Consider the following 20,007-nt stretch of genomic DNA (forward strand, 5'->3'; position numbering starts at 1 on the left):
GGGGCGGTGCCTCGTGGGGGAACGCCGTCATCGGCCTCCCCTGGCGTGCCGGGCGAGTCGGCGCAGGGCCTCGGCGAAGTCCTCCGCGACCCGGCGCACGGTCTCCGTGTCGTGGACGCCGGGCCGGTGGTGCCAGGTGAAGGCGAGCCGGCCGTGCTGGACGGCGCCCACCACCTCCACCGGGTGCGAGCCGGGGTCCCGGGGATCGTGGTCCTGCCCGAACGAGCCGTGTTCGGCGCGGACCAGGCCGCCGTCACCGGTCTCGGGGCGGGCATCCCACTGGCCGAGGTAGTTGAACACCACCTGGCTGTGGGCGTGTTCGCCGAGGCGTTCGCGGACCTCGGGCGTCCCGAAGGTGCGCAGCGCGCCGAAGCCGATCCCGTTGCCGGGCACCGCGCGCAGCTGGCGCCGTACCGACTTCACCAGGGACCGCCAGTCGCGGTCGGCGCCGAGGTCGCCGGGGTCGGACACCTGGAGGGCGACCGGGTAGACGGTGGTGAACCAGCCGACGGTGCGGGACAGATCGACGCCGTCGAGCAGGTCCTCGCGGCCGTGCCCCTCCAGGTCGAGGCGGACGCGGTCGTGGCCGGTCCAGCGGGCCAGCGCGAGGGCGAGGGCGGCGAGCAGCACGTCGTTGACGCGGGTGCGGTACGCGGTGGGCGCGGCGCGGAGCAGGGCGGTGGTGTCCTCCTCGCCGAGTTCCACGCTCACGGTCGCGGCCGGGCCCGCGGCGGCCGCGGGTGCGGGGTCGGCGGGGTCGGGTGCGGAGCGTACGGCCTCTTCCCAGTGGGGCAGTTCGTGGTCGAGGCCGCCCTCGGCGACGTACGCGGACAGCCGGGTGGACCAGTCCCGGAAGCTGGTGCTCCGCTCCCCCAGGGTGACGGGGCCGCCCGCGCGGGCCTGCCGGTAGGCGCTCTCCAGGTCGTCGCGCAGGACGCGCCAGGAGACGGCGTCCACGACGAGGTGGTGGGCGACGAGCAGCAGGAACACGGGCCGGTCCGGGTCGCCGGTGAACAGGGCGGCGCGCAGCTGCGGGCCGTGGGCCAGGTCGAAACCGGCGTGCAGTTCGTCGGCGGCCTTCGCCATGGCCGCGTCGGCGTCCTCGGCGGACAGTCCGGTCAGGTCGTACCGGAGGAGGATGTCCTGCCCGGGGGCGGGCGGCGGGTTGAACTGCCGCCAGCCGTTCTCGTCCCGGGTGAACCGCATGCGCAGCGCGTCGTGGTGGTCGAGCAGGGCGTCGAGCGCGGCGCGCAGCGCCTCCGGGTCGGGGGCGCCGTCGAGTTCGAGCAGCGCCGACTGGTTGAAGTGGTGGTGGGCCGCGCGGGGCTTGCTGAGGAACCACTCCTGGATCGGGGTGAGCGGCACCTCGCCGGTGACCGGGCCGTCGTCGCTCGGCCGGGGCGCGGTGCGCACCACCGCGGCGAGTTCGGCGACGGTCTGGTGCGTGAACAGGTCGCGGGTGGCGACGTGCAGTCCGTCGCGGCGCAGCCGGGAGACGACCTGCATGCTGAGGATGGAGTCGCCGCCGAGCGCGAAGAAGTTGTCGTCGGCGCCGACCTCCTCGATGCCGAGGACGTCGGCCCAGATGCGGGCGACCCGGCGTTCGGTGTCGGTGCGGGGCGCGGTGCGCGGTCCGTCGGCTGCCTGCGCGGGACCGGGGGCGGGCAGGGCCTGCCGGTCGGTCTTGCCGTTCGGGGTGAGCGGCAGCCGGTCGAGCGGGACGAACACCGACGGCACCATGTGCGGCGGCAGCAGCCCGGCGAGGTGCAGCCGCAGCTCGCTGACGGGCAGCGCGGCGCCGGACCGCCCGGGAGCGGCCTGCTCGGGGGCGGGCGCCGGTGCAGGTACGACGTAGCCGACGAGCCGGTCCGGCGCGCCGGGGCTCTCCCCCGGGCGTACGACCACCACGGCGTCCCGCACCAGGGGGCTGGTGCGCAGCGCGCTCTCGATCTCGCCGGGCTCGATGCGGAAGCCGCGCAGTTTGACCTGGTCGTCGGCGCGTCCGGCGAACCTGAGCCGGCCGTCGGCGCTCCAGCGGACCAGGTCCCCGGTGCGGTACATCCGCTCCCCGGGGCCGCCGAACGGGTCGGCCACGAACCGCCGGGCGGTGAGTCCCGGCCGGCCCAGGTAGCCGCGGGCGAGGCCGGGGCCCGCGATGTACAGCTCGCCGGTCACGCCGGGCGGTACGGGGCGCAGGGCGGCATCGAGCACCTGGACGCGGGTGCTGCCGGAGGGGCGGCCGATGGGCGGCGCGCCGGTGCCGGGGGTGAGCGGTCCGGTCCAGGTGGCGACGACGGTGGCCTCGGTGGGACCGTACGAGTTGATCATGCGGCGGCCGGGGGCCCAGACGGCGACGAGGTCGGCGGGGCAGGCTTCCGCGCCGACGATGAGGGTGCGCAGGTGGGGCAGGGCCGCGGCGGTCTCCGGCGGTACGGTGGCGAGCGCGGCCGGTGGGATCAGCGCGTGGCTGACGCGCCGTACGGCGAGCACCTCTGCCAGCCGCTCCCCGACCAGCGGCCCTTCCTCGCCGGTCACCAGCGCGGCCCCGCTGAGCAGGGACACGCACAGCTCCAGCACGGAGGCGTCGAAGCTGGGCGAGGCGAACTGGAGGACCCGGTCGCCGGGGCCGGCCGCGTACCGTTCGGCGGCCGCGGCGGCGAAGGAGGCCAGGCCCCGGTGGGTGACGACGACGCCCTTGGGGGTGCCGGTGGAGCCTGAGGTGTAGATGACGTAGGCGGGGTGGGCGGGGGTCAGCGGGCGGGCGCGGTCGGCGTCCGTGGGTGCCGTCTCCGGTCCTTCGGCCGCCCATGCCTCGGCCGGGTCGTCGAGGACCAGGTGGGCGCCCGCGTCCTGGATCATGAACTCCCGTCGGCGGGCCGGGTAGTTGGGGTCCACGGGCAGGAAGGCGCCGCCTGCCTTGGCGACGGCGAGCTGGGCCACGACGGTCGCCGCCGAGCGGGGCAGCGCCAGGGCCACCACGCGCTCCGGTCCGACGCCGTCCCGGATCAGCCGGTGGGCCAGCCGGTTGGCCGCCCGGTCCACCTCGGCGTAGCTCAGCTCCCGGTCGCCGTCCACCAGCGCGACCGCGTCCGGGGTACGGGCCGCCTGCTGTTCGAACAGGTTTGGCAGGGTGCGCTCGGGCACCGGCCGGAAGTCGCCCCGGCCCTGGTCGAGCAGTGCCTTGACCTCGCCGTCGGAGGACAGCGGCAGGGCGCCCAGCGGGCGGTCCGGGTCGGTGGCGACGGCGTGCAGCAGGGTGCCGAGCTGGGCGGCCATCCGCTCGGCGGTGGCCGGGTCGAACAGGTCGGTGTTGTAGGTGAGCAGGCCGTGCAGCTCCCCGGAGCCGGCCTCGGCGAACTCCAGGGTGAGGTCGAACGCGGCCTGGTCCGAGTCGGGTTCGACGTCGGTGACGTCGAGGCCGGGCAGGTCGAGACCGGCGGCCGGGGTGTTCTGGAGGACGACCATGACCTGGAAGAGCGGGCTGCGGCTGGTGTCCCGGACCGGCTGCACCTCGTCGACGACCCGTTCGAAGGGCACGTCCTGGTGGGCGAAGGCGTCCAGGACGGTCCCCCGTACGGCGGTGAGGAACCCGGAGAAGGGCGCCCCCGCCTCGGCCCGGGAGCGCAGCACCAGGGTGTTCACGAAGAACCCGACGAGGGCCTGGGTCTCGGGCCGGTCGCGGCCGGAGGTGACGGTGCCGACGGCGATGTCCTCGGCGCCGGAGAGCCGGGCCAGATAGGCCTGGGCGGCGGCGACGAGCGTGGTGAACAGGGTGGTCCCGTGGTCGCGGGCGAGCCGGGTCAGTCCGTGTACGGTCCGGGCGGGCACCACCAGCCGGGCGGTGGCGCCCGCGCTGGTGCGCACCGGCGGCCGGGGCCGGTCGGTGGGCAGGTCCAGGGGGGCGGTGTCGGCCAGGTGCTCCTTCCAGTAGGCCAAGTGCTCGTCCGCGCCGGTGTCGCCGGTGGTGCGCTGCCAGTGGGCGTAGTCGGCGTACTGCACCGGCAGCGGCGGCAACGGCGCCTGTGCGACGCCGAGTTCGGCCCGGTAGAGGTGGGCGAGGTCGCCGAGCAGCACGGAGGTGGACCAGCCGTCGGTGACGATGTGGTGCAGGGCGAGGGTGAGCACATGGTCGTCGTCGGCGAGCCGGGCCAGTCCGGCGCGCAGCAGCGGGCCCTCGCGCAGGTCGAACGGCCGGGCGCGTTCGGCGGCGAGCAGACGGCGCAGCCCGGGTTCCCGGTCGGCCGGGGCGAGCCCGGTCAGGTCGTGCACCGGCAGCGGGACCTCCGCGGGCGGGTGCACGCGCTGGATGCCGTGCCCGTCGACGCTGTCGAAGGTGGTGCGCAGCGACTCGTGCCGGGCGACCACGGCGGCGAGCGCCGCGCGGAGCGCGCCGGTGTCCGGGGTGCCGCGCAGCCGCAGGGCGAGCGCGGTGACGTACTCGGCGCCCGCGGGTTCGAACTCGTGCAGGAACCACAGGCGTTGCTGGGCGTGGGACATCGGTGCGACCGCGTCCCGGGCGACCGGGACGATGGCGGCGCGGCCGGAGCCCTGCCGGTCGCCGAGCAGCCGGGCCAGCGCCGCCGGGGTGGGGTGGGTGAACACCGCGCGGGGGGTGACCTCGGTGTCGAAGACCTCCGCGAGGCGGGAGGCGAGCCGGATGCTGAGGATCGAGTCGCCGCCCAGCTGGAAGAAGTCGTCCTCGGCGCCGGGCGGTTCGCTGCCCAGCACCTCGGCGAAGACGTCCGCCGTGCGCCGCTCGGCCTCGGTGCGGGGCGCCACCCGCGCGTGCCCCGGCTGTGCCTCGGGCGCGGGCAGGGCGGACCGGTCGACCTTGCCGTTGCGGCTCAGCGGGAGGGCGGCGAGCGGGACGAAGGCGGCGGGGACGAGGTAGTCGGGCAGGGTGCGGGCGGCGAAGGCCCGCAGTTCCGCCATGTCGTCGGCGGCCGGTCCGACGACGTACGCCACGAGCCGCTTGGCGCCGGGCCGGTCCTCGCGGGCCAGCACGGTGATGTCGGTGATGTCCGGGTGCGCGGCGAGCGCGCTCTCGGCCTCGCCTGGCTCCACCCGGAAGCCCCGGATCTTGACCTGGTCGTCGGCGCGGCCGAGGAACTCGACGGTGCCGTCCGGCCGCCTGCGGGCCAGGTCGCCGGTGCGGTACATCCGCTCGCCCGGCGCCCCGAACGGATCGGCGAGGAAGCGGGCGGCGGTGTCGCCGGGACGGCCGAGGTAGCCGCGGGCGACGCCCTCCCCGGCGAGGTACAACTCGCCCGCGCAGCCCGGCGGTACGGGCCGCAGCCGGGCGTCGAGGACGTGTACGCGCATGTCGTCGAGCGGGCGGCCGATGGGCACGGTGCCGGGCACGGCCCCCGGGTCGGTGAGCGCGAAGGTCGTCGCGAAGGTCGTCGTCTCGGTGGGGCCGTAGCCGTCCACGACGGTCAGGCCGGGGCAGGCGGTGAGGACCCGGCGCACGGCCGGGGCGGGCACCACGTCACCGCCGGTCCACACCTGCCGCAGACCGCGGAAGCAGTCGGGGGCGTCCTGGGCGAGCAGCCGGAACAGCCCGGCGGTCAGCCACAGCGCGGTCAGCCCGCCGCCGTCGGCGAGCCCGCGCAGCAGGGCGGCGTCCACGCTCCCGTCCGGCGCGACGACCACGCGGCCGCCGTTCAGGAGCGGCGCCCACACCTCGAAGGTGGCGGCGTCGAAGGCCACCGGCGAGTGCAGCAGCACCCGGTCGCACACCCCGTCGGCGAACCGGCTGTCGGTGGCCAGCGCGGCCACGTCCCGGTGCCGTACCGCGACCGCCTTGGGCAGGCCGGTGGAGCCGGAGGTGAACATGACGTAGGCCAACAGGTCGGGGTCGGCGGCCGGGAGGTGCGGTGCGGGGGTGCCGGTCCGGGCGGCGGTCACGTCGGCGGCGGTGAGCCGGACCGTCGCGCCGGCCCCGTCGAGCAGGGCGCGGCGGCGTTCCTCGGGGGCCCGGGTGTCGACGGGCAGGTAGGCGCCGCCCGCCATGAGCACCGCGAGCTGGGCGACGACGAGTTCGGCGGAGCGGTCGAGGAGCAGCGCCACCCGGTCCTCGGCCGCGTGCCCGTCGGACAGCAGCCGTCCGGCCAGCGCGGCGGCCCAGTCGTGCAGCTCCCGGTAGGTCAGTTCCCGGTCGCCGTCCTGGACCGCGAGGGCGTCGGGGGCGCGGTGGGCCCGTTCGGCGAACAGGTCGACGGGGCTGCGCGGGGCGGCCGGCCGGGCGGTGGTGTTCCAGGCGGCGAGCAGCTCGCGGTCCGCCGGGAGAAGCAGGTCGAGCCCGTCCAGGTCGGTGTCGAACCCGTCGGCGAGGACGGTCAGCAGCGCGGCCAGGCGGTCCGCGGCGCGCTCGGCGGTGGCGGCGTCGAACAGGGCGGGGTCGTACGCGAGGTCGAAGCCGAGCCGTCCGGTGAGGTGGGCGCGCAGGCACCAGGGGAAGGTGGTGGCGTCGTCGGCGCGCACCTCCTCGACCCGGACGCCGGTACGGGCCGTCGCCGACTCGTCCACCGGGTAGTTCTCGAAGACCAGCATGCTGTCGAACAGGGGCTCGCCGGGCGGGACCTGGCTCACGGCCTGGACGCGGGGCAGCGCGAGGAAGTCGAAGCGGCGGGCGTCGCTCTGCCGCTCCTGGAGGCCGCGCAGCCACGGCAGGACCGGTCCGGCGGGTATCCGGACGCGGGTCGGCACGGTGTTGATGAACATGCCGATCATGCCTTCGACGCCGGGCAGTTCGGCCGGGCGGCCGGAGACGGTGGTGCCGAACACCACGTCGTGCTGGCCGCTGGAGCGGGCCAGCAGCAGGGCCCAGGCGCCCTCCAGGACGGTGTTGACGGTGAGTCCGGCGCGTGCGGCGCTCTCCCGCAGCCGCCGCGAGACGTCCGCGTCCAGCTCGTGGTGGACGGCGGCGGCCGACCGGGCGCGGTGGGCCTCGGCGGGCGTGCGGTCGTACGGCAGCGGGGTGCGGGCGGTGAAGCCGTCCAGCGCCTCGGACCAGTGCCGTTCGGCCGCCGTCCCGTCCTGCGCGGCGAGCCAGTGCAGGAAGTCCGCGAACGGCCGCCGTACCGGGGGCGCCGGGTCCGGGCCCCCGGTCAGGGCGGCGTAGCGTTCGCACACCTCGGTGAGCAGCTGCCCGGTGCTCCAGCCGTCGAGGACGATGTGATGGGTGGACCACACCAGCAGCACCTCGTCGCCGGGCAGGGCCGCGAGGGTGAGCCGGGTGAGCGGTGCGAGGGTGAGGTCCATCCCGGCCGCGCGGTCCTCGGCGAGCAGCCGCTCGGTGGCCTCCGCGCGCTGTGCGGGGGTCAGGGCGCGCCAGTCGAGCCGGGTGACGGGCAGTTCGACGCGCCGGTGCACCACCTGTACCGGGTGGGGCAGGCCGTGCCAGTGCACGGAGCCGCGCAGGGCCGGGGTGCGGTCGGTGATCTGCTGCCAGGCGGTGGCGAAGGCCCCGGGGTCGGCCACCCCGGCCAGTCGTACGGCGGTGCGGTCGAAGTAGGCGTGCTCGGTGTCCACGAGGCCGTGGAAGAGCATGCCGGACTGGAGCGGGGTGAGCGGCAGGACGTCCTCGATGTCGCGGCCGGTGCCGATGAGCCGGTCCAGCTGGTCCTGGGCGAGACCGGCGAGCGGGAAGTCGGAGGGTGTGCGGCCGCCCGCTTCGGGCAGGGCGCAGTGAGCCACGATGTCCCGCAGCGCGGCCAGGGTCTCCTCGGCGAGCCGGCGGACGGTGTCCTCCTCGTGCACGGCCGCCGGGTAGGTCCAGCCGAGCTCCAGGCGACCGTCCTGGACGACCCCGGTGATGTCCAGCACGTAGGGGCGGGGTTCGTCCGGGTCGGTGTCCCGGCCCGCCGGGGGCAGGGAGCCGCGGACCAGGCCGCCGCCCTCGGTGCCGCCGGTGTCCCATCGGCCGTGGTAGTTGAAGCCGATCAGCGGGGCCGGGGCGCCGGTCAGCGGGCTGCCGGGGGCGAGGTGGCGCAGGGCGCCGTGGCTCAGTCCGTGCAGCGGCACCGCGCGCAGCTGCTCCTTGACCGAGCGGAGGGTCTCGTGCCATCCGGCGTCCGGGTCGGCGGTGAGGGCGAGCGGGTACTCGGCGGTGAACCAGCCGACGGTCCGCGACAGGTCGACGTCCTCGAACAGGTCCTCCCGGCCGTGCCCCTCCACGCCCAGGAGCACGGTGTCCCGCCCGCACCAGCGGGCCAGGGTGCGGCCGAGGGCGCTGAGCAGCACGTCGTTGACCTGGGTGCGGTAGGTGTCGGGGACCTTGCGCAGCAGGGCGTCGGTGGTCGCGGCGTCCAGGCTGACCGTGAGGGTGGCCGCGGTGCCGTGGGTGTTGGGGCCGGGGCGGCCTTCGGGCAGTGCGGCCGGGGCGTCGGCGGTGTGCGTCCAGTACGCCAGGTCGGCGTCCAGGGCGCCGGAGCGGGTGTGCTCCTGGAGCCGGGTGGCCCAGTGGCCGAAGGAGGTGCCCGTGGCGGGGAGTTCGACGGGCCGACCGGCCGCCGCGGCCCGGTGGGCGGTCTCCAGGTCGGCGAGCAGGATGCGCCAGGAGACACCGTCGATCACCAGGTGGTGCGCGGTGATGACGAGTTGGGGCGCCTGGGCCGGGCCCCGGTCGAAGAACAGCGCGCGCACGACGCGGCCCTCGGCGGGGTCGAGTGCGGACTGTGCCTCGTCGGTGAGCCGTTGGACCTCGGCCTCCAGCTCGGCGTCGGGCGTCCCGGCCATGTCGTGGTCGCTGAAGACGCCGTCTGGTGCCTGCGGCTGGGCTTCCTGGCGCCAGCCGTCGGGGGTGCGGCGGAACCGGGTGCGCAGGGCCGCGTGGTGGCGCACCAGGGCGTCGACGGCCTCGCGCACGCTCGACTCGCCGGTGCCCGGGGCGAGTTCGAGGCGCTGGGTCATGGTGAAGCGGAGCGGATGGCCCGGGTCGCGGCCGTCCAGGTACCAGTGCTGGATCGGGGTGAGCGGTGCCTCGCCGGTCTGCTCGGCGGCGACGGGACGGGGCGCCGACTCCTCGGTGCGCAGGGCGAGTTCGGCGACGGTCTGGTGGCGGAAGACGTCCTTGGTGGTGAGGGCGAGTCCGGCCTGCCGGGCACGGGCGACGATCTGGATGCTCAGGATGGAGTCGCCGCCGAGCGCGAAGAAGTTGTCGCGGGCACCGACCCGTTCGACGCCGAGCACCTGCGCCCAGATCGCGGCCAGCCGTTCCTCCGTACCGGGCCGGGGGGCGACGTAGGGGGTGGTGCTGTCGGGCTGCGCGGGCGGGGCGGGCAGGGCGCGCCGGTCGGTCTTTCCGCTGGTGGTGCGCGGGATGCGGGCCAGCGGGACGAACGCGGTGGGCACCATGTGGTCGGGCAGGGTGCGGCGCAGCGCGAGGCGCAGGTCGTCGGCGGACGGGACGCGGTCGCCGTCCGGCACCACATAGCCGACGAGCATCAGGCGGCCCGCGTGTTCGCGTGCGGCGACGGCGGCGTCGGTGACGTCCGGGTGGTCGAGGAGGGCGGCCTCCACCTCGCCGGGCTCGATGCGGAACCCGCGGATCTTGACCTGTTCGTCGACCCGGCCGAGGAACTCCAGCAGTCCGTCCCGGTCCCAGCGGGCCCGGTCACCGGTGCGGTACATCCGCTCGCCCGGCGCCCCGAACGGGTCGGCGACGAAGCGGGCGGCGGTGAGGCCGGGCCTGTTCAGGTAGCCGCGGGCCACCTGGGCCCCGGACAGATACAGCTCGCCGGGCACCCCGGGCGGCACCGGGCGCAGGGCGCCGTCGAGCACATAGGCGCGCAGGTTGCCGCCGGGGCGGCCGATGACGGGCCGGTCGGGGCGGTCGGCGACGCGGCCGTAGACGGCGTCGACGGTGCACTCGGTGGGCCCGTACATGTTGTACACCGCGACCTGGAACTCGCTGTCCACGCGCGCGAGTTCGCGCCAGTCGGCCGGGGTGACGGCCTCTCCGCCGACGAGCAGCAGGCCCGGGTGGTGGCGGCCGGGGGCCAGCAGACCGGCGGAGGTCAGCTCCCGCAGGAAGGAGGGGGTGACGTTCACCAGGTCGAGGCGGCGGTCGGCGATCTGGGCGCAGAACGCCTCGGGGTCCAGGCGTACGTCCTCGTCGATCAGGTGCACCTCGTGACCGAGGGCCAGCAGCAGCGGGCCCTCCCAGGAGGTGTCGAAGGAGAAGGAGGCGCTGAGCGCGGCCCGCAGCGGCCGGCCGTCGGCGGTGTGCGGGGCGAGCAGGCCCCGCTCGTGGTCGTGACACAGGTTGACCAGGTGGCGGTGTTCGACGGCGACGCCCTTGGGCCGCCCGGTGGAGCCGGAGGTGTAGATGACGTAGGCGGTGTGCCCGGGCAGCAGGGGCCGGACGCGGTCGGCGTCGGTCGGGTCGTGGGCGGGCAGCCGGTCCCAGGGCACCTCGGCGAGGTCGGCGAGCAGGGTGTGCGGGCGGGCGTCGGTGAGCAGGAAGTCCGCGCGCTCCCGGGGGAGTTCGGGATCGAGGCTGAGCAGGGTGGCGCCCGCCTTGGCGACGGCGAGCAGCGCGATCACCTGCTCGGAGGTGCGCGGCAGGCGTACGGCGACGATGTCCTCGGGACCGGCGCCCCGCGCGATGAGGTGGTGGGCGAGCCGGTTGGCGCGCTCGTTGAGCGTGCCGAAGTCGAGCGTGGTGTCGCGGGCGACCAGGGCGGTGCGGTGCGGGGTGCGGGCGGCCCGCGCCTCGAACAGGGCGGGGAAGGTGGTGTCCGGTTCGGGCAGCCGGGCGCCCTCGCCGTGGCGGAGCACCTGCCGCCGCTCGGCGCCGGTCATCAGGGGCAGCGCGCCGACGGCACGCTCCGGGGCCTCGGTCGCGGCCTCCAGCAGGACGCGCAGCCGACCGGCCAGGTGCTGGACGGTGTCGCGGTCGAAGAGACCGGTGTTGTACTCCAGATAGCCCGTCAGGCCGCCGTCGGTCTCGACGAAGTCGAAGGACAGGTCGAAGGTGGCGTTGCGGACCGGCGGGGTGACCGGCTCGGCGGTCAGGCCGGGCAGCCGGGGCGGGGCGGCGTCGAGGTTGTGCAGGGCGACCATGACCTGGAACAGCGGGGTGCGGCTGGTGTCCCGCTCGGGCTGGACGGCGTCCACCACCCGCTCGAAGGGCACCTCCTGGTGGGCGAACGCGTCCAGGACGGTCGTGCGGACCTCGGACAGCAGCTCGCGGAAGGGCAGTTCGGGACGGACCCGGGAGCGCAGCACCAGGGTGTTGACGAACATGCCGACGACGTCGTGCAGTTCGGGCCGGTCGCGGCCCGCGGTCACGGTGCCGACGGTGACGTCCTCCTGTCCGGCCCAGCGCGCGAGCAGGATCTGGCAGGCCGTCACCAGCGTCATGTAGAGGGTGGCGTCGGCCTCCCGGCCGCGTGCGCGCAGCCGCTCGGTCAGGGCGGCCGGGAGGGTGAAGGTCACCAGGTCGCCGTCGCGGGTGCGGACCGCCGGGCGCGGCCGGTCGGTGGGCAGTTCCAGCGGGGTGACACCGTCCAGGGCCGCGCGCCAGTGGGCGAGTTCGGTCTCGGCCCGGTCGGCGCGGGCCCGCTGCCAGGCGGCGTGGTCGGCGTAGCGGACGGGCAGGGCGGGCAGTTCGGGGCGCCGGTCCGCGAGGGCGGCCGCGTACAGCTCACTCAGATCCCGGCCGAGCACGCCCATGGACCAGCCGTCGGTGACGATGTGGTGCACGGCCAGCACGAGAACGTGGTCGTGATCGTGGGCGTCGGCGGCGAGGCGGGCCAGGCGGGCGCGCAGCAGCGGTCCGGTGGTCAGGTCGAAGGGGGTGGCGGCCACCCGCTCCAGGAAGCCGTCCAGGGCTGCGGGGTCCGGGAGTTCGGTCACCGGCAGGTCGACGGGCCGCGCCGGGTGGACGATCTGCCGTGCCTGCCCGTCGTGTTCGGTGAACGTGGTGCGCAGCGTCTCGTGCCGGGCGACGAGGCCGTCCAGGGCGGCGCCGAGGGCGCCGGTGTCGAGCGGGCCGCGCAGCCGCAGGGCGGACAGGGTGGTGTACTCGGTGCTGCCGGGTTCGAACCGGTCGAGGAACCACAGGCGTTGCTGCGCGTACGACAGGGGCGCCGGGGTGTCCGCGGGGAGGGCCGGGATGACGTCGGCGGTGTGCGCGGTACCCGCCGGTTCGCCGAGCGCGGTCGCGAGGTCGGACAGCGTGGAGTGGGTGAACAGCAGCCGGGGTGAGACATCGGTGCCGAAGGCGGCGCGCAGCCGGGAGGTGACCCGTACGGCGAGGATGGAGTCGCCGCCGAGCGCGAAGAAGTCGTCGTCGGCGCCGACCTCGTCGGTGTCCAGGACGTCCGTCCAGGCGGCGGCGACCAGCCGTTCGGCAGGGGTGCGCAGGGGGGTTCGCGCGCGGTCCGCGGCGAAGCCGTCGGGGCCGGGGGCGGGCAGGGCGCGCCGGTCGAGCTTGCCGTTCACGGTGAGCGGCAGCGCGGTCATCGGTACGTAGGCCGCGGGCACCATGTGGGCGGGCAGCGACCCCTCCAGGTGGGCGCGCAGTTCGGCGGCGGGCGGGGGCGGCGCGGTGCGGTCGCCGGTGCCGGTGCCGACCACGTGGGCGACCAGGCGGCGGGTCCCGGCGGCGTCCTCGTACACGCCGACGGCGGCGGCGCCCACACCCGGGTGGGTGTGCAGGGCGGCCTCGATCTCGCCTGGTTCGATGCGGTAGCCGCGGATCTTCACCTGCTGGTCGGCGCGGCCGAGGTACTCCAGGGAGCCGTCGGCACGCCTGCGGGCCCGGTCGCCGGTGCGGTACATGCGGGTGCCGGGCCGGCCGAACGGGTCGGCGAGGAACCGGGTCGCGGTGAGGCCGGGCCGGTTCAGGTAGCCGCGCGCCAGGCCCTCACCGGCGACGAACAGCTCGCCGACGGCGCCGGGCGGCACGGGCCGCAGCAGTTCGTCCAGCACATGCACCCGCAGGTCCGGGATGCCGGTGCCGATGGGGCTCGCGGCGCCGGTGCGGGCCGTGAAGCGGTCCAGCGGGGCGTAGGTGACGTGCACGGTGGTCTCGGTGATGCCGTACATGTTCACCAGGCGCGGCGCGGTGTCCGGGTGGCGCGGGTACCAGTCGGCGAGCCGGTCCACGTCCAGCGCCTCGCCGCCGAAGATCACCGTGCGCAGGGCCAGCCGGGCGCTGACGTCGGGGAGTTCGGCGTCCGCCCGGACCAGCGGGTAGAAGGCGGAGGGGGTCTGGTTGAGGACGGTGACCTGTTCGTCGGCGAGCAGCCGCAGGAAGTCCTCCGGGGAGCGCGCGGTGTCCTCGGGGACGATCACCAGGCGGCCGCCGTGCAGCAGCGGGCCCCACAGCTCCCACACGGAGAAGTCGAAGGCGTAGGAGTGGAACAGCGTCCATACGTCGTCGGGGCCGAAGCCGAACCAGTGCCGGGTGCGGCCGAACAGCCGGACCACGTTGGCGTGCGGGACGACCACGCCCTTGGGCAGGCCGGTGGAGCCGGAGGTGTAGATGGCGTAGGCGGGGCTGTCGGGCAGCGCGCGGCGGGCCGGGCCCGCGGCCGGGCGGCGGGCGAGGTCGGCGCGGACCCCGGGGTCGTCCAGGGGCACCAGGGGTACGCCCGCATCGGCTTCGGCGCCACTGGTGGTCACCAGGGCCACCGGGGCGGCGTCGGCGAGCAGGTGCCGTACCCGCTCGGCGGGCAGCCGGGGGTCGATGGGCAGGTAGGCGGCGCCGGTCTTCAGCACGGCGAGGACGGCCACGACGAGGTCGGTGGAGCGGGGCAGCGCCAGGGCCACGAACGTCTCGGGTCCGGCGCCGAGTTCGGCGAGCCGGTGGGCGAGCTGTCCGGAGCGGGCGTCGAGGGTGGCGTAGTCGAGCCGGTCGGCGCCGCAGCTGACGGCCTCGGCGCCCGGGGTGCGGGCGGCCTGGGCGGTGAAGAGGCCGTCCAGGGTCTCGGCGGGCCGGCCCTCCTCAGTGCCGTTCCACTCGGCCGGGAGGCTCCGCCGTTCCTCGGCGGTGATCCAGGCGAGGTCGCGCACGGGCCGCTCCGGGTCGTCGGCCAGCTCGGTGAGCAGCAGGCACAGCCGGTCGGCGAGGTCCCGTACGGTCGCGGGTTCGAACAGCTGGGGGTCGTAGGCGAGGTCGAAGCCGAAGCGCTCGCCCTGGTAAGCGCGCAGTACCAGCGCGTAGTTGGTGGCGTCGCGGGCGGAGACGTCCGCCAGGCGTATCCCGGCGTCGGTCGAACGGGCCTCGTCGAAGGGGTAGTTCTCGAAGGCCACCATGCTGTCGAACAGCGGGCTCCCGGACGGCACGTCGCTCAGCGCGGTCAGCTCGGCGAGGGACACCGCGGCGAACCGCCGTGCGTCGGCCTGTGCTTCCTGGAGTTCCCGCAGCCAGGCGGTGGCGGTACGGCGGCCGTCGACGCGGACCCGGGTGGGCAGGGTGTTGATGAACATGCCGACCATCGACTCGACGCCGGGCAGGTCGTCGGGGCGCCCGGAGACGGTGGTGCCGAACAGCACGTCCGGCTCGGCGCCGTAGCGGGACAGCAGCAGCGCCCAGGCGCCCTGCACCACGGTGCCGAGGGTGAGTCCCGCGGCTCGGGCGGTGCGGGCCAGCCGCGCGGAGACCTCGTCGGACAGAGCGGCCGTGTGCAGGCCGCCGGAGCGGGTCTCGTGCCCGGGACGCCGGGTCCGGTCGGCGGGCAGCGGGGTGGGGGTCGCGAACCCGGCGAGGACGTCCCGCCAGTGCGCGCGGGCCGCCGCGCCGTCCTGTCCGGCCAGCCAGCGCACATAGTCGCCGAACGGCCGGCGGGCCGGGGGCCGGGGAGTCGCGCCGGTGGTCAGCGCCGTGTACTCGGCAAACACCTCGGTGAGGACCTGGGCCAGGCTCCAGCCGTCCAGGATGAGGTGGTGGGAGGTCCACAGCAGGTGCAGCCGGTCCCCGGGCAGCCGGACGAGGGTGAGCCGCATCAGCGGGGCGGCGGTGAGGTCCAGTCCGCGCGCGAGGTCGTCGGCGCGCAGCCGGTCCCAGCGCGCCTCCCGCTCCGCCGGGTCGAGTTCCCGCCAGTCCACCTGCTCCACGGGCACGGTGACCCGGCGGTGCACGACCTGGAGCGGGACCGGCACGCCCTCCCACACCACGGAGGTGCGCAGGGCGGGGGTGCGGTCGGTGACGTGCTGCCAGGCCAGGGCGAGCGCGGCGGGGTCGGTGACGCCTTCGAGGAGCAGCGCGGCCTGGTCGACGTACACGTCGTCGGGTCCGCCGACCAGCCGGTGGAAGAGCATGCCCTCCTGGAGCGGGGTGAGCGGCAGCAGGTCCTCGATGTCCCGGCCGTCGCCGACGACGCGGTCCACACCTGCCTGGTCGAGGCGGGCGAGCGGGAAGTCGGAGGGGGTACGGCCGCCCGCGCCGGGGCGCACGCAGTGCTCGGTGATCGCGCCGAGCGCCCGCACCATGCCGTCGGCCAACCGCCGTACGGTGCCGGCCCGGTGCACCTGGTCGCTGTAGTGCCAGGTGATCTCCAGCTCGCCGTCGGTGACCAGGGCGGACACGTCGAGGAGGTGGTCGAGCGGCTCGCCGGGGTCGGTGTCCCGGCCGGGTACGTCGGCGACGGGTGCGAAGTCGCCGTCGCCGGGCGCCTCCCACTGGCCGTGGTAGGTGAAGCACACCTGGGGCAGCGGGAGTTCACCGAGGGCACGGGCCCCCGGGCCGGGCGAGCCGAGGTGGGCCAGCGCCTGGTAGCCGAGGCCCCGGCGGGGTACCGCCCGCAGCCGCTCCTTGACGGACTTGAGGGTGCTCCCCCAGTCGTCCGCTGCGGCCGGGGTCAGGGTGACCGGGTACTGGGTGGTGAACCAGCCCACCGTGCGGGACAGATCGGCGCCCTCGGCCAGGTCCTCCTGGCGGCCGTGGCCCTCCAGCGCGACGGTCACCCGGTCGGTTCCCGTCCAGTCGGCCAGCACCCGGCCGAGCGCGCTCAGCAGTACGTCGTTGACCTGGGTGCGGTACGCCGTCGGCACGCGCCGCAGCAGCGCCTCGGTGGTGGCGCGGTCCACCCGGGTGCGGACGGTGCGCACGGATCCGGCGAGCGGGGTGCCGGGCAGGTCGACGGGGAGCGGGGTGCGGGGCTCGGCCACTTCCCGGGTCCAGTAGGGCAGGTCGTCGTCCAGGTCTCCGGCCCGTACCCGGTCGGACAGTTCGCGCGCCCAGTCGGCGAACGCGGTGTGCTCGGGCTCGGGCCGGGGCTCCTCCCCCGCCGCCGCCTGCCGGTAGCTCTCCGCGAGGCCGGTGAGCAGCACCCGCCAGGAGACGCTGTCGACCGCCAGGTGGTGGGCGGTGAGGAAGAGGCGCGGGCGCCGGCCGCCGGTGAGCAGGGCCGCGCGCAGCAGCGTCCCGGTGGCCGGGTCGAGGGCGGCGCGGGCCTGCTCGGCGGCCTCGGGACGTGTGCTCTTCCGATCTCGGGCCTGCTCGGCGGCCTCGGCGGGCGGGGTGCCGGGGGCGTGGCGGGTCAGCGGCGGGCCGTCCGGGGCGGCGGTGGGGTGCTGGAGCCAGGTGTCCCCGGAGCGGACGAAGCGGGTGCGCAGCGCCGGGTGCCGGGCCACCAGGGCGGTCAACGCCCTCTCCAGTGCCCGTTCGTCGAAGTCGTGCGGCAGGTCGAGCAGCATCGACATGCTGAAGTGCCGCAGCGGGCCGTGCGTGGCGAGGAACCACTCCTGGACCGGGGTGAGGGGGGCGGGTCCGTCCTGCCGGGGGCGCCGGGGCGCGGGCACGGTGGCGGTGCGGCGGGACGCGGCGGCGGCCAGGTCGGCGACGGTCTGGTGCCGGAAGACGTCCTGCGAGCCGATCCGCAGCCCGGCGGCGCGGGCCCGGGAGACGGCCTGGATGCTCAGGATGGAGTCGCCGCCCAGCTCGAAGAAGTTGTCCGTGACGCCGACCCGGGCCACCCCGAGCACCTCGGCCCAGACGGCCGCCAGGGTCTCCTCCTCGGGGGTGCGGGGGGCCACGAACTCCCGTTCCGCCTCCGGGGTTTCGGGGGCGGGCAGGGCGCGGCGGTCGAGCTTGCCGCTGGTGGTCAGGGGCAGTGCGTCCAGGGCGGTGAAGGAGGACGGCACCCAGGCGTCGGGCAGCACGCGGCGCAGGGCGGCCCGCAGATCGGCGGGGGCGGGCCGCCGGGCGCCGGGCGCGGGCACGACGTAGGCCGCGAGGCGGGTGTGTCCGCGGGCGTCGGGTACGGCGACGACCGCGGCGGCGGTGATGCCGTCCAGCGCGAGCAGCGCGGCCTCGATCTCGCCGGGCTCGATGCGGTGGCCGCGCACCTTGACCTGGTCGTCGGCGCGCCCGAGGTAGTCGAGGCGGCCGTCGGCGGTCCACCGGGCCAGGTCGCCGGTGCGGTACATGCGGGTCCCGGCGGGCCCGTACGGGTCGGGCAGGAACCGGGTGGCGGTCAGGCCGGGGCGGCCGGTGTAGCCGCGGGCCAGCTGGTCGCCCGCGAGGTACAGCTCGCCGCCGACCCCGGGCGGCACCGGCTGGAGCCGGTCGTCCAGCACATAGGCGCGTACGCCGAGCAGCGGGCGGCCCACCAGCGGGCGGTCCCCGCCGTCGATGCGGCAGGACAGCGCGTCCACGGTGCACTCGGTGGGGCCGTAGAAGTTGTGCGCGGCCACGTCCGGGTGGGCGGCCAGCTCCCGCCAGAGCGCGGGTCCGACCGCCTCGCCGCCGAGCATGAGGACGCGGGGGTGGTGCCGGGGGTCGGTGAGCAGCCCTGCGGGCAGCAGCTGGCGCAGGTAGGAGGGGGTGACGTCGAGGAAGTCGACGCAGTGCTCGACGACGTACTCGACCAGGGCGGCCGGGTCCATCCGGGTCACCTCGTCGACCAGGTGCAGGGGATGGCCGTCGGCCATCAGCAGCACGCCCTCCAGGGAGGTGTCGAAGGAGAAGGAGGCGGTGAGCGCGACGCGCAGCGGGCCGCCGCCCGCCTCGGCGACGAAGCCCGCCCGGTGCGCGGCGAGCAGGCGCGCCGCCGAACGGTGCGACACGGCGACGCCCTTGGGGCGGCCGGTCGAGCCGGAGGTGTGGATGACGTAGGCGATGTGCTCCGGGTCCAGCGGGGCGCGCCGGTCGGCGTCCCTCGGATCGGTGTCCGGGGCGGTCGCGGGTACGGCGCGCAGGGCGTCCTCGTCCAGCACCAGGGCCGGACGGGTGTCGTCCAGCAGGTACCGGACGCGTTCCGCGGGCAGGGCGGTGTCGAGCGGGAGGTATCCGGCGCCGGACTTCCAGACGGCGAGGATCGCGGTGATCATGTCGGCGGTGCGCGGCAGCCGCAGCGCCACCAGCTGCTCCGGTCCCGCGCCGCGCGCGATGAGGTGGTGGGCGAGCCGGTTGGCGCGGGCGTTGAGCGTGCCGTAGTCGAGCCGTTCGCCGCCCGCGACGAGGGCGAGGGCGTCCGGGGTGCGGGCGGCACGGCGCTCGAACAGCTCCGCGTGGAGGGCGTCGGGCGCGGGCTGGTGCGTGCCGGAGTCCCCGAAGGCGAGGACCTGGCGGGTCTCCGCCTCGGACAGCAGCGGCAGGGTGCCCAGCGGGCGGTCCGGGGCGTCGGCGGCGCCCTCCAGCAGGCGCAGCAGCTGACCCGCCAGCCGTTCGGCCGTGGCCGCGTCGAACAGGTCGGTGCGGTACTCCAGCAGCCCGGTCAGGCGCTCCCCGTCCGGTACGAACTCCACGCTGAGGTCGAAGGTGGCCGCCTGCCGGGGCACGTCGACCGGGCTGGTGGCGAGGCCGTGCGGGGCGGTCGCGGCGGGCGGGTCGGGGTGCAGCAGGACGAGCACGTCGAACAGCGGGTTGCGGCCGGCCTCGCGCGCTGCGCCGACCGCCTCCACGACCCGTTCGAACGGCGTGTCGCCGTGCGCGAAGGCGTCGTTGACGGTGTCGGCGGTCCGCCCCAGCAGCTCGCGGAAGGAGCCGGAGCGGTCCACCGCGGTGCGCAGCACGACGGTGTTCACGAAGAAGCCGACGGTGCGTTCCAGCTCGGTGCGGGAGCGGCCGGGGGTCAGGGAGCCGACGGTGATGTCGTCCTGTCCCGACCAGCGGGCCAGCAGGGCCTGGGTCGCCGCGACCAGGGCGGTGTGCAGGGTGCTGTGCTGCTCCCGCGCGAGAGTGCGCAGCCGGGTGGTGAGGGCTGCGGGGACGGTGAAGGTGTGGACGGCTCCGGTGCCCGCCTCCTCGCCGCGGCGCGGCCGGTCCAGGGGCAGTTCCGGTGCCACCGCTCCGGCCAACCGCTCCTTCCAGTGCGCGAGTTGGCCGTCGAGCCGGGCGCCCGAGAGCTGTTCGCGCTGCCACACCGCGAAGTCCGGGTACTGCGTGGCCACCGGCGGCAGCTGCGGCGCGGCACCCCGGGCGAGGGCGTCGTAGGCGGTGCGCAGCTCGTCCAGGACGACGCCCATCGACCAGCCGTCGGTGACGATGTGATGGGCCGTCAGCAGCAGGACGTGCGCGGCGGCGGACTCGCGCAGCAGCAGGGCGCGCAGCGGCGGACCCTGCCGCAGGTCGAAGGGGCGGGCGTACTCCGCTCTCAGGTCCGCGTCCAGGTCAGTGGTGTCGCGGACCGGCAGCGGCACCGGGCCCGCCGGGTGCACCCGCTGCGCCGGGCGGCCGTCGGTCTCCTCGAAGGTGGTGCGCAGGGCCTCGTGCCGGGCCACGACGGCGGCCAGGGCGGTGCCCAGCGCCTCCTGGTCCAGCGGGCCGGTGAAGCGGACCGCGACCGCGCTGTTGTAGCGGGGGTCGCCGGGCCGCAGCCGGTCCAGGAACCACAGGCGCTGCTGGGCGAAGGACAGCGGCAGCGGGCGGTCCCGGTCGGCGCGCGGGATGCCCTGCCGGGCGGCCGGGGCGCTGCCGCCGGCCCGTCAGATCGGAAGAGCGTCCGGGCGGCCGGGGCGCTGCCGCCGGCCCGTCCGGCGAGCCGTCGGCGCAGCGCCTCGCGCATCTGCTCGGGCAGTGCCTCGGCGCGGTCCCGCCGGGAGGGGCGGGCG

The 20,007-nt window shown here is 76.0% G+C and carries 1 protein-coding gene; it reads right to left on the minus strand.

What is annotated here, in order from left to right; all coding sequences use genetic code 11:
* Nucleotides 1-27: 27 nt before the first annotated feature.
* Complete coding sequence (locus ACLF5H_RS30950) at nucleotides 28-19,845, minus strand: non-ribosomal peptide synthase/polyketide synthase (RefSeq protein ID WP_421679416.1); 19,818 nt, start codon at nucleotides 19,843-19,845, stop codon at nucleotides 28-30.
* Nucleotides 19,846-20,007 lie beyond the last annotated feature (162 nt).

It is taken from the genome of Streptomyces sp. LaBMicrA B280 (genome assembly GCF_049222185.1).
Lineage (GTDB): Bacteria > Actinomycetota > Actinomycetes > Streptomycetales > Streptomycetaceae > Streptomyces > Streptomyces murinus.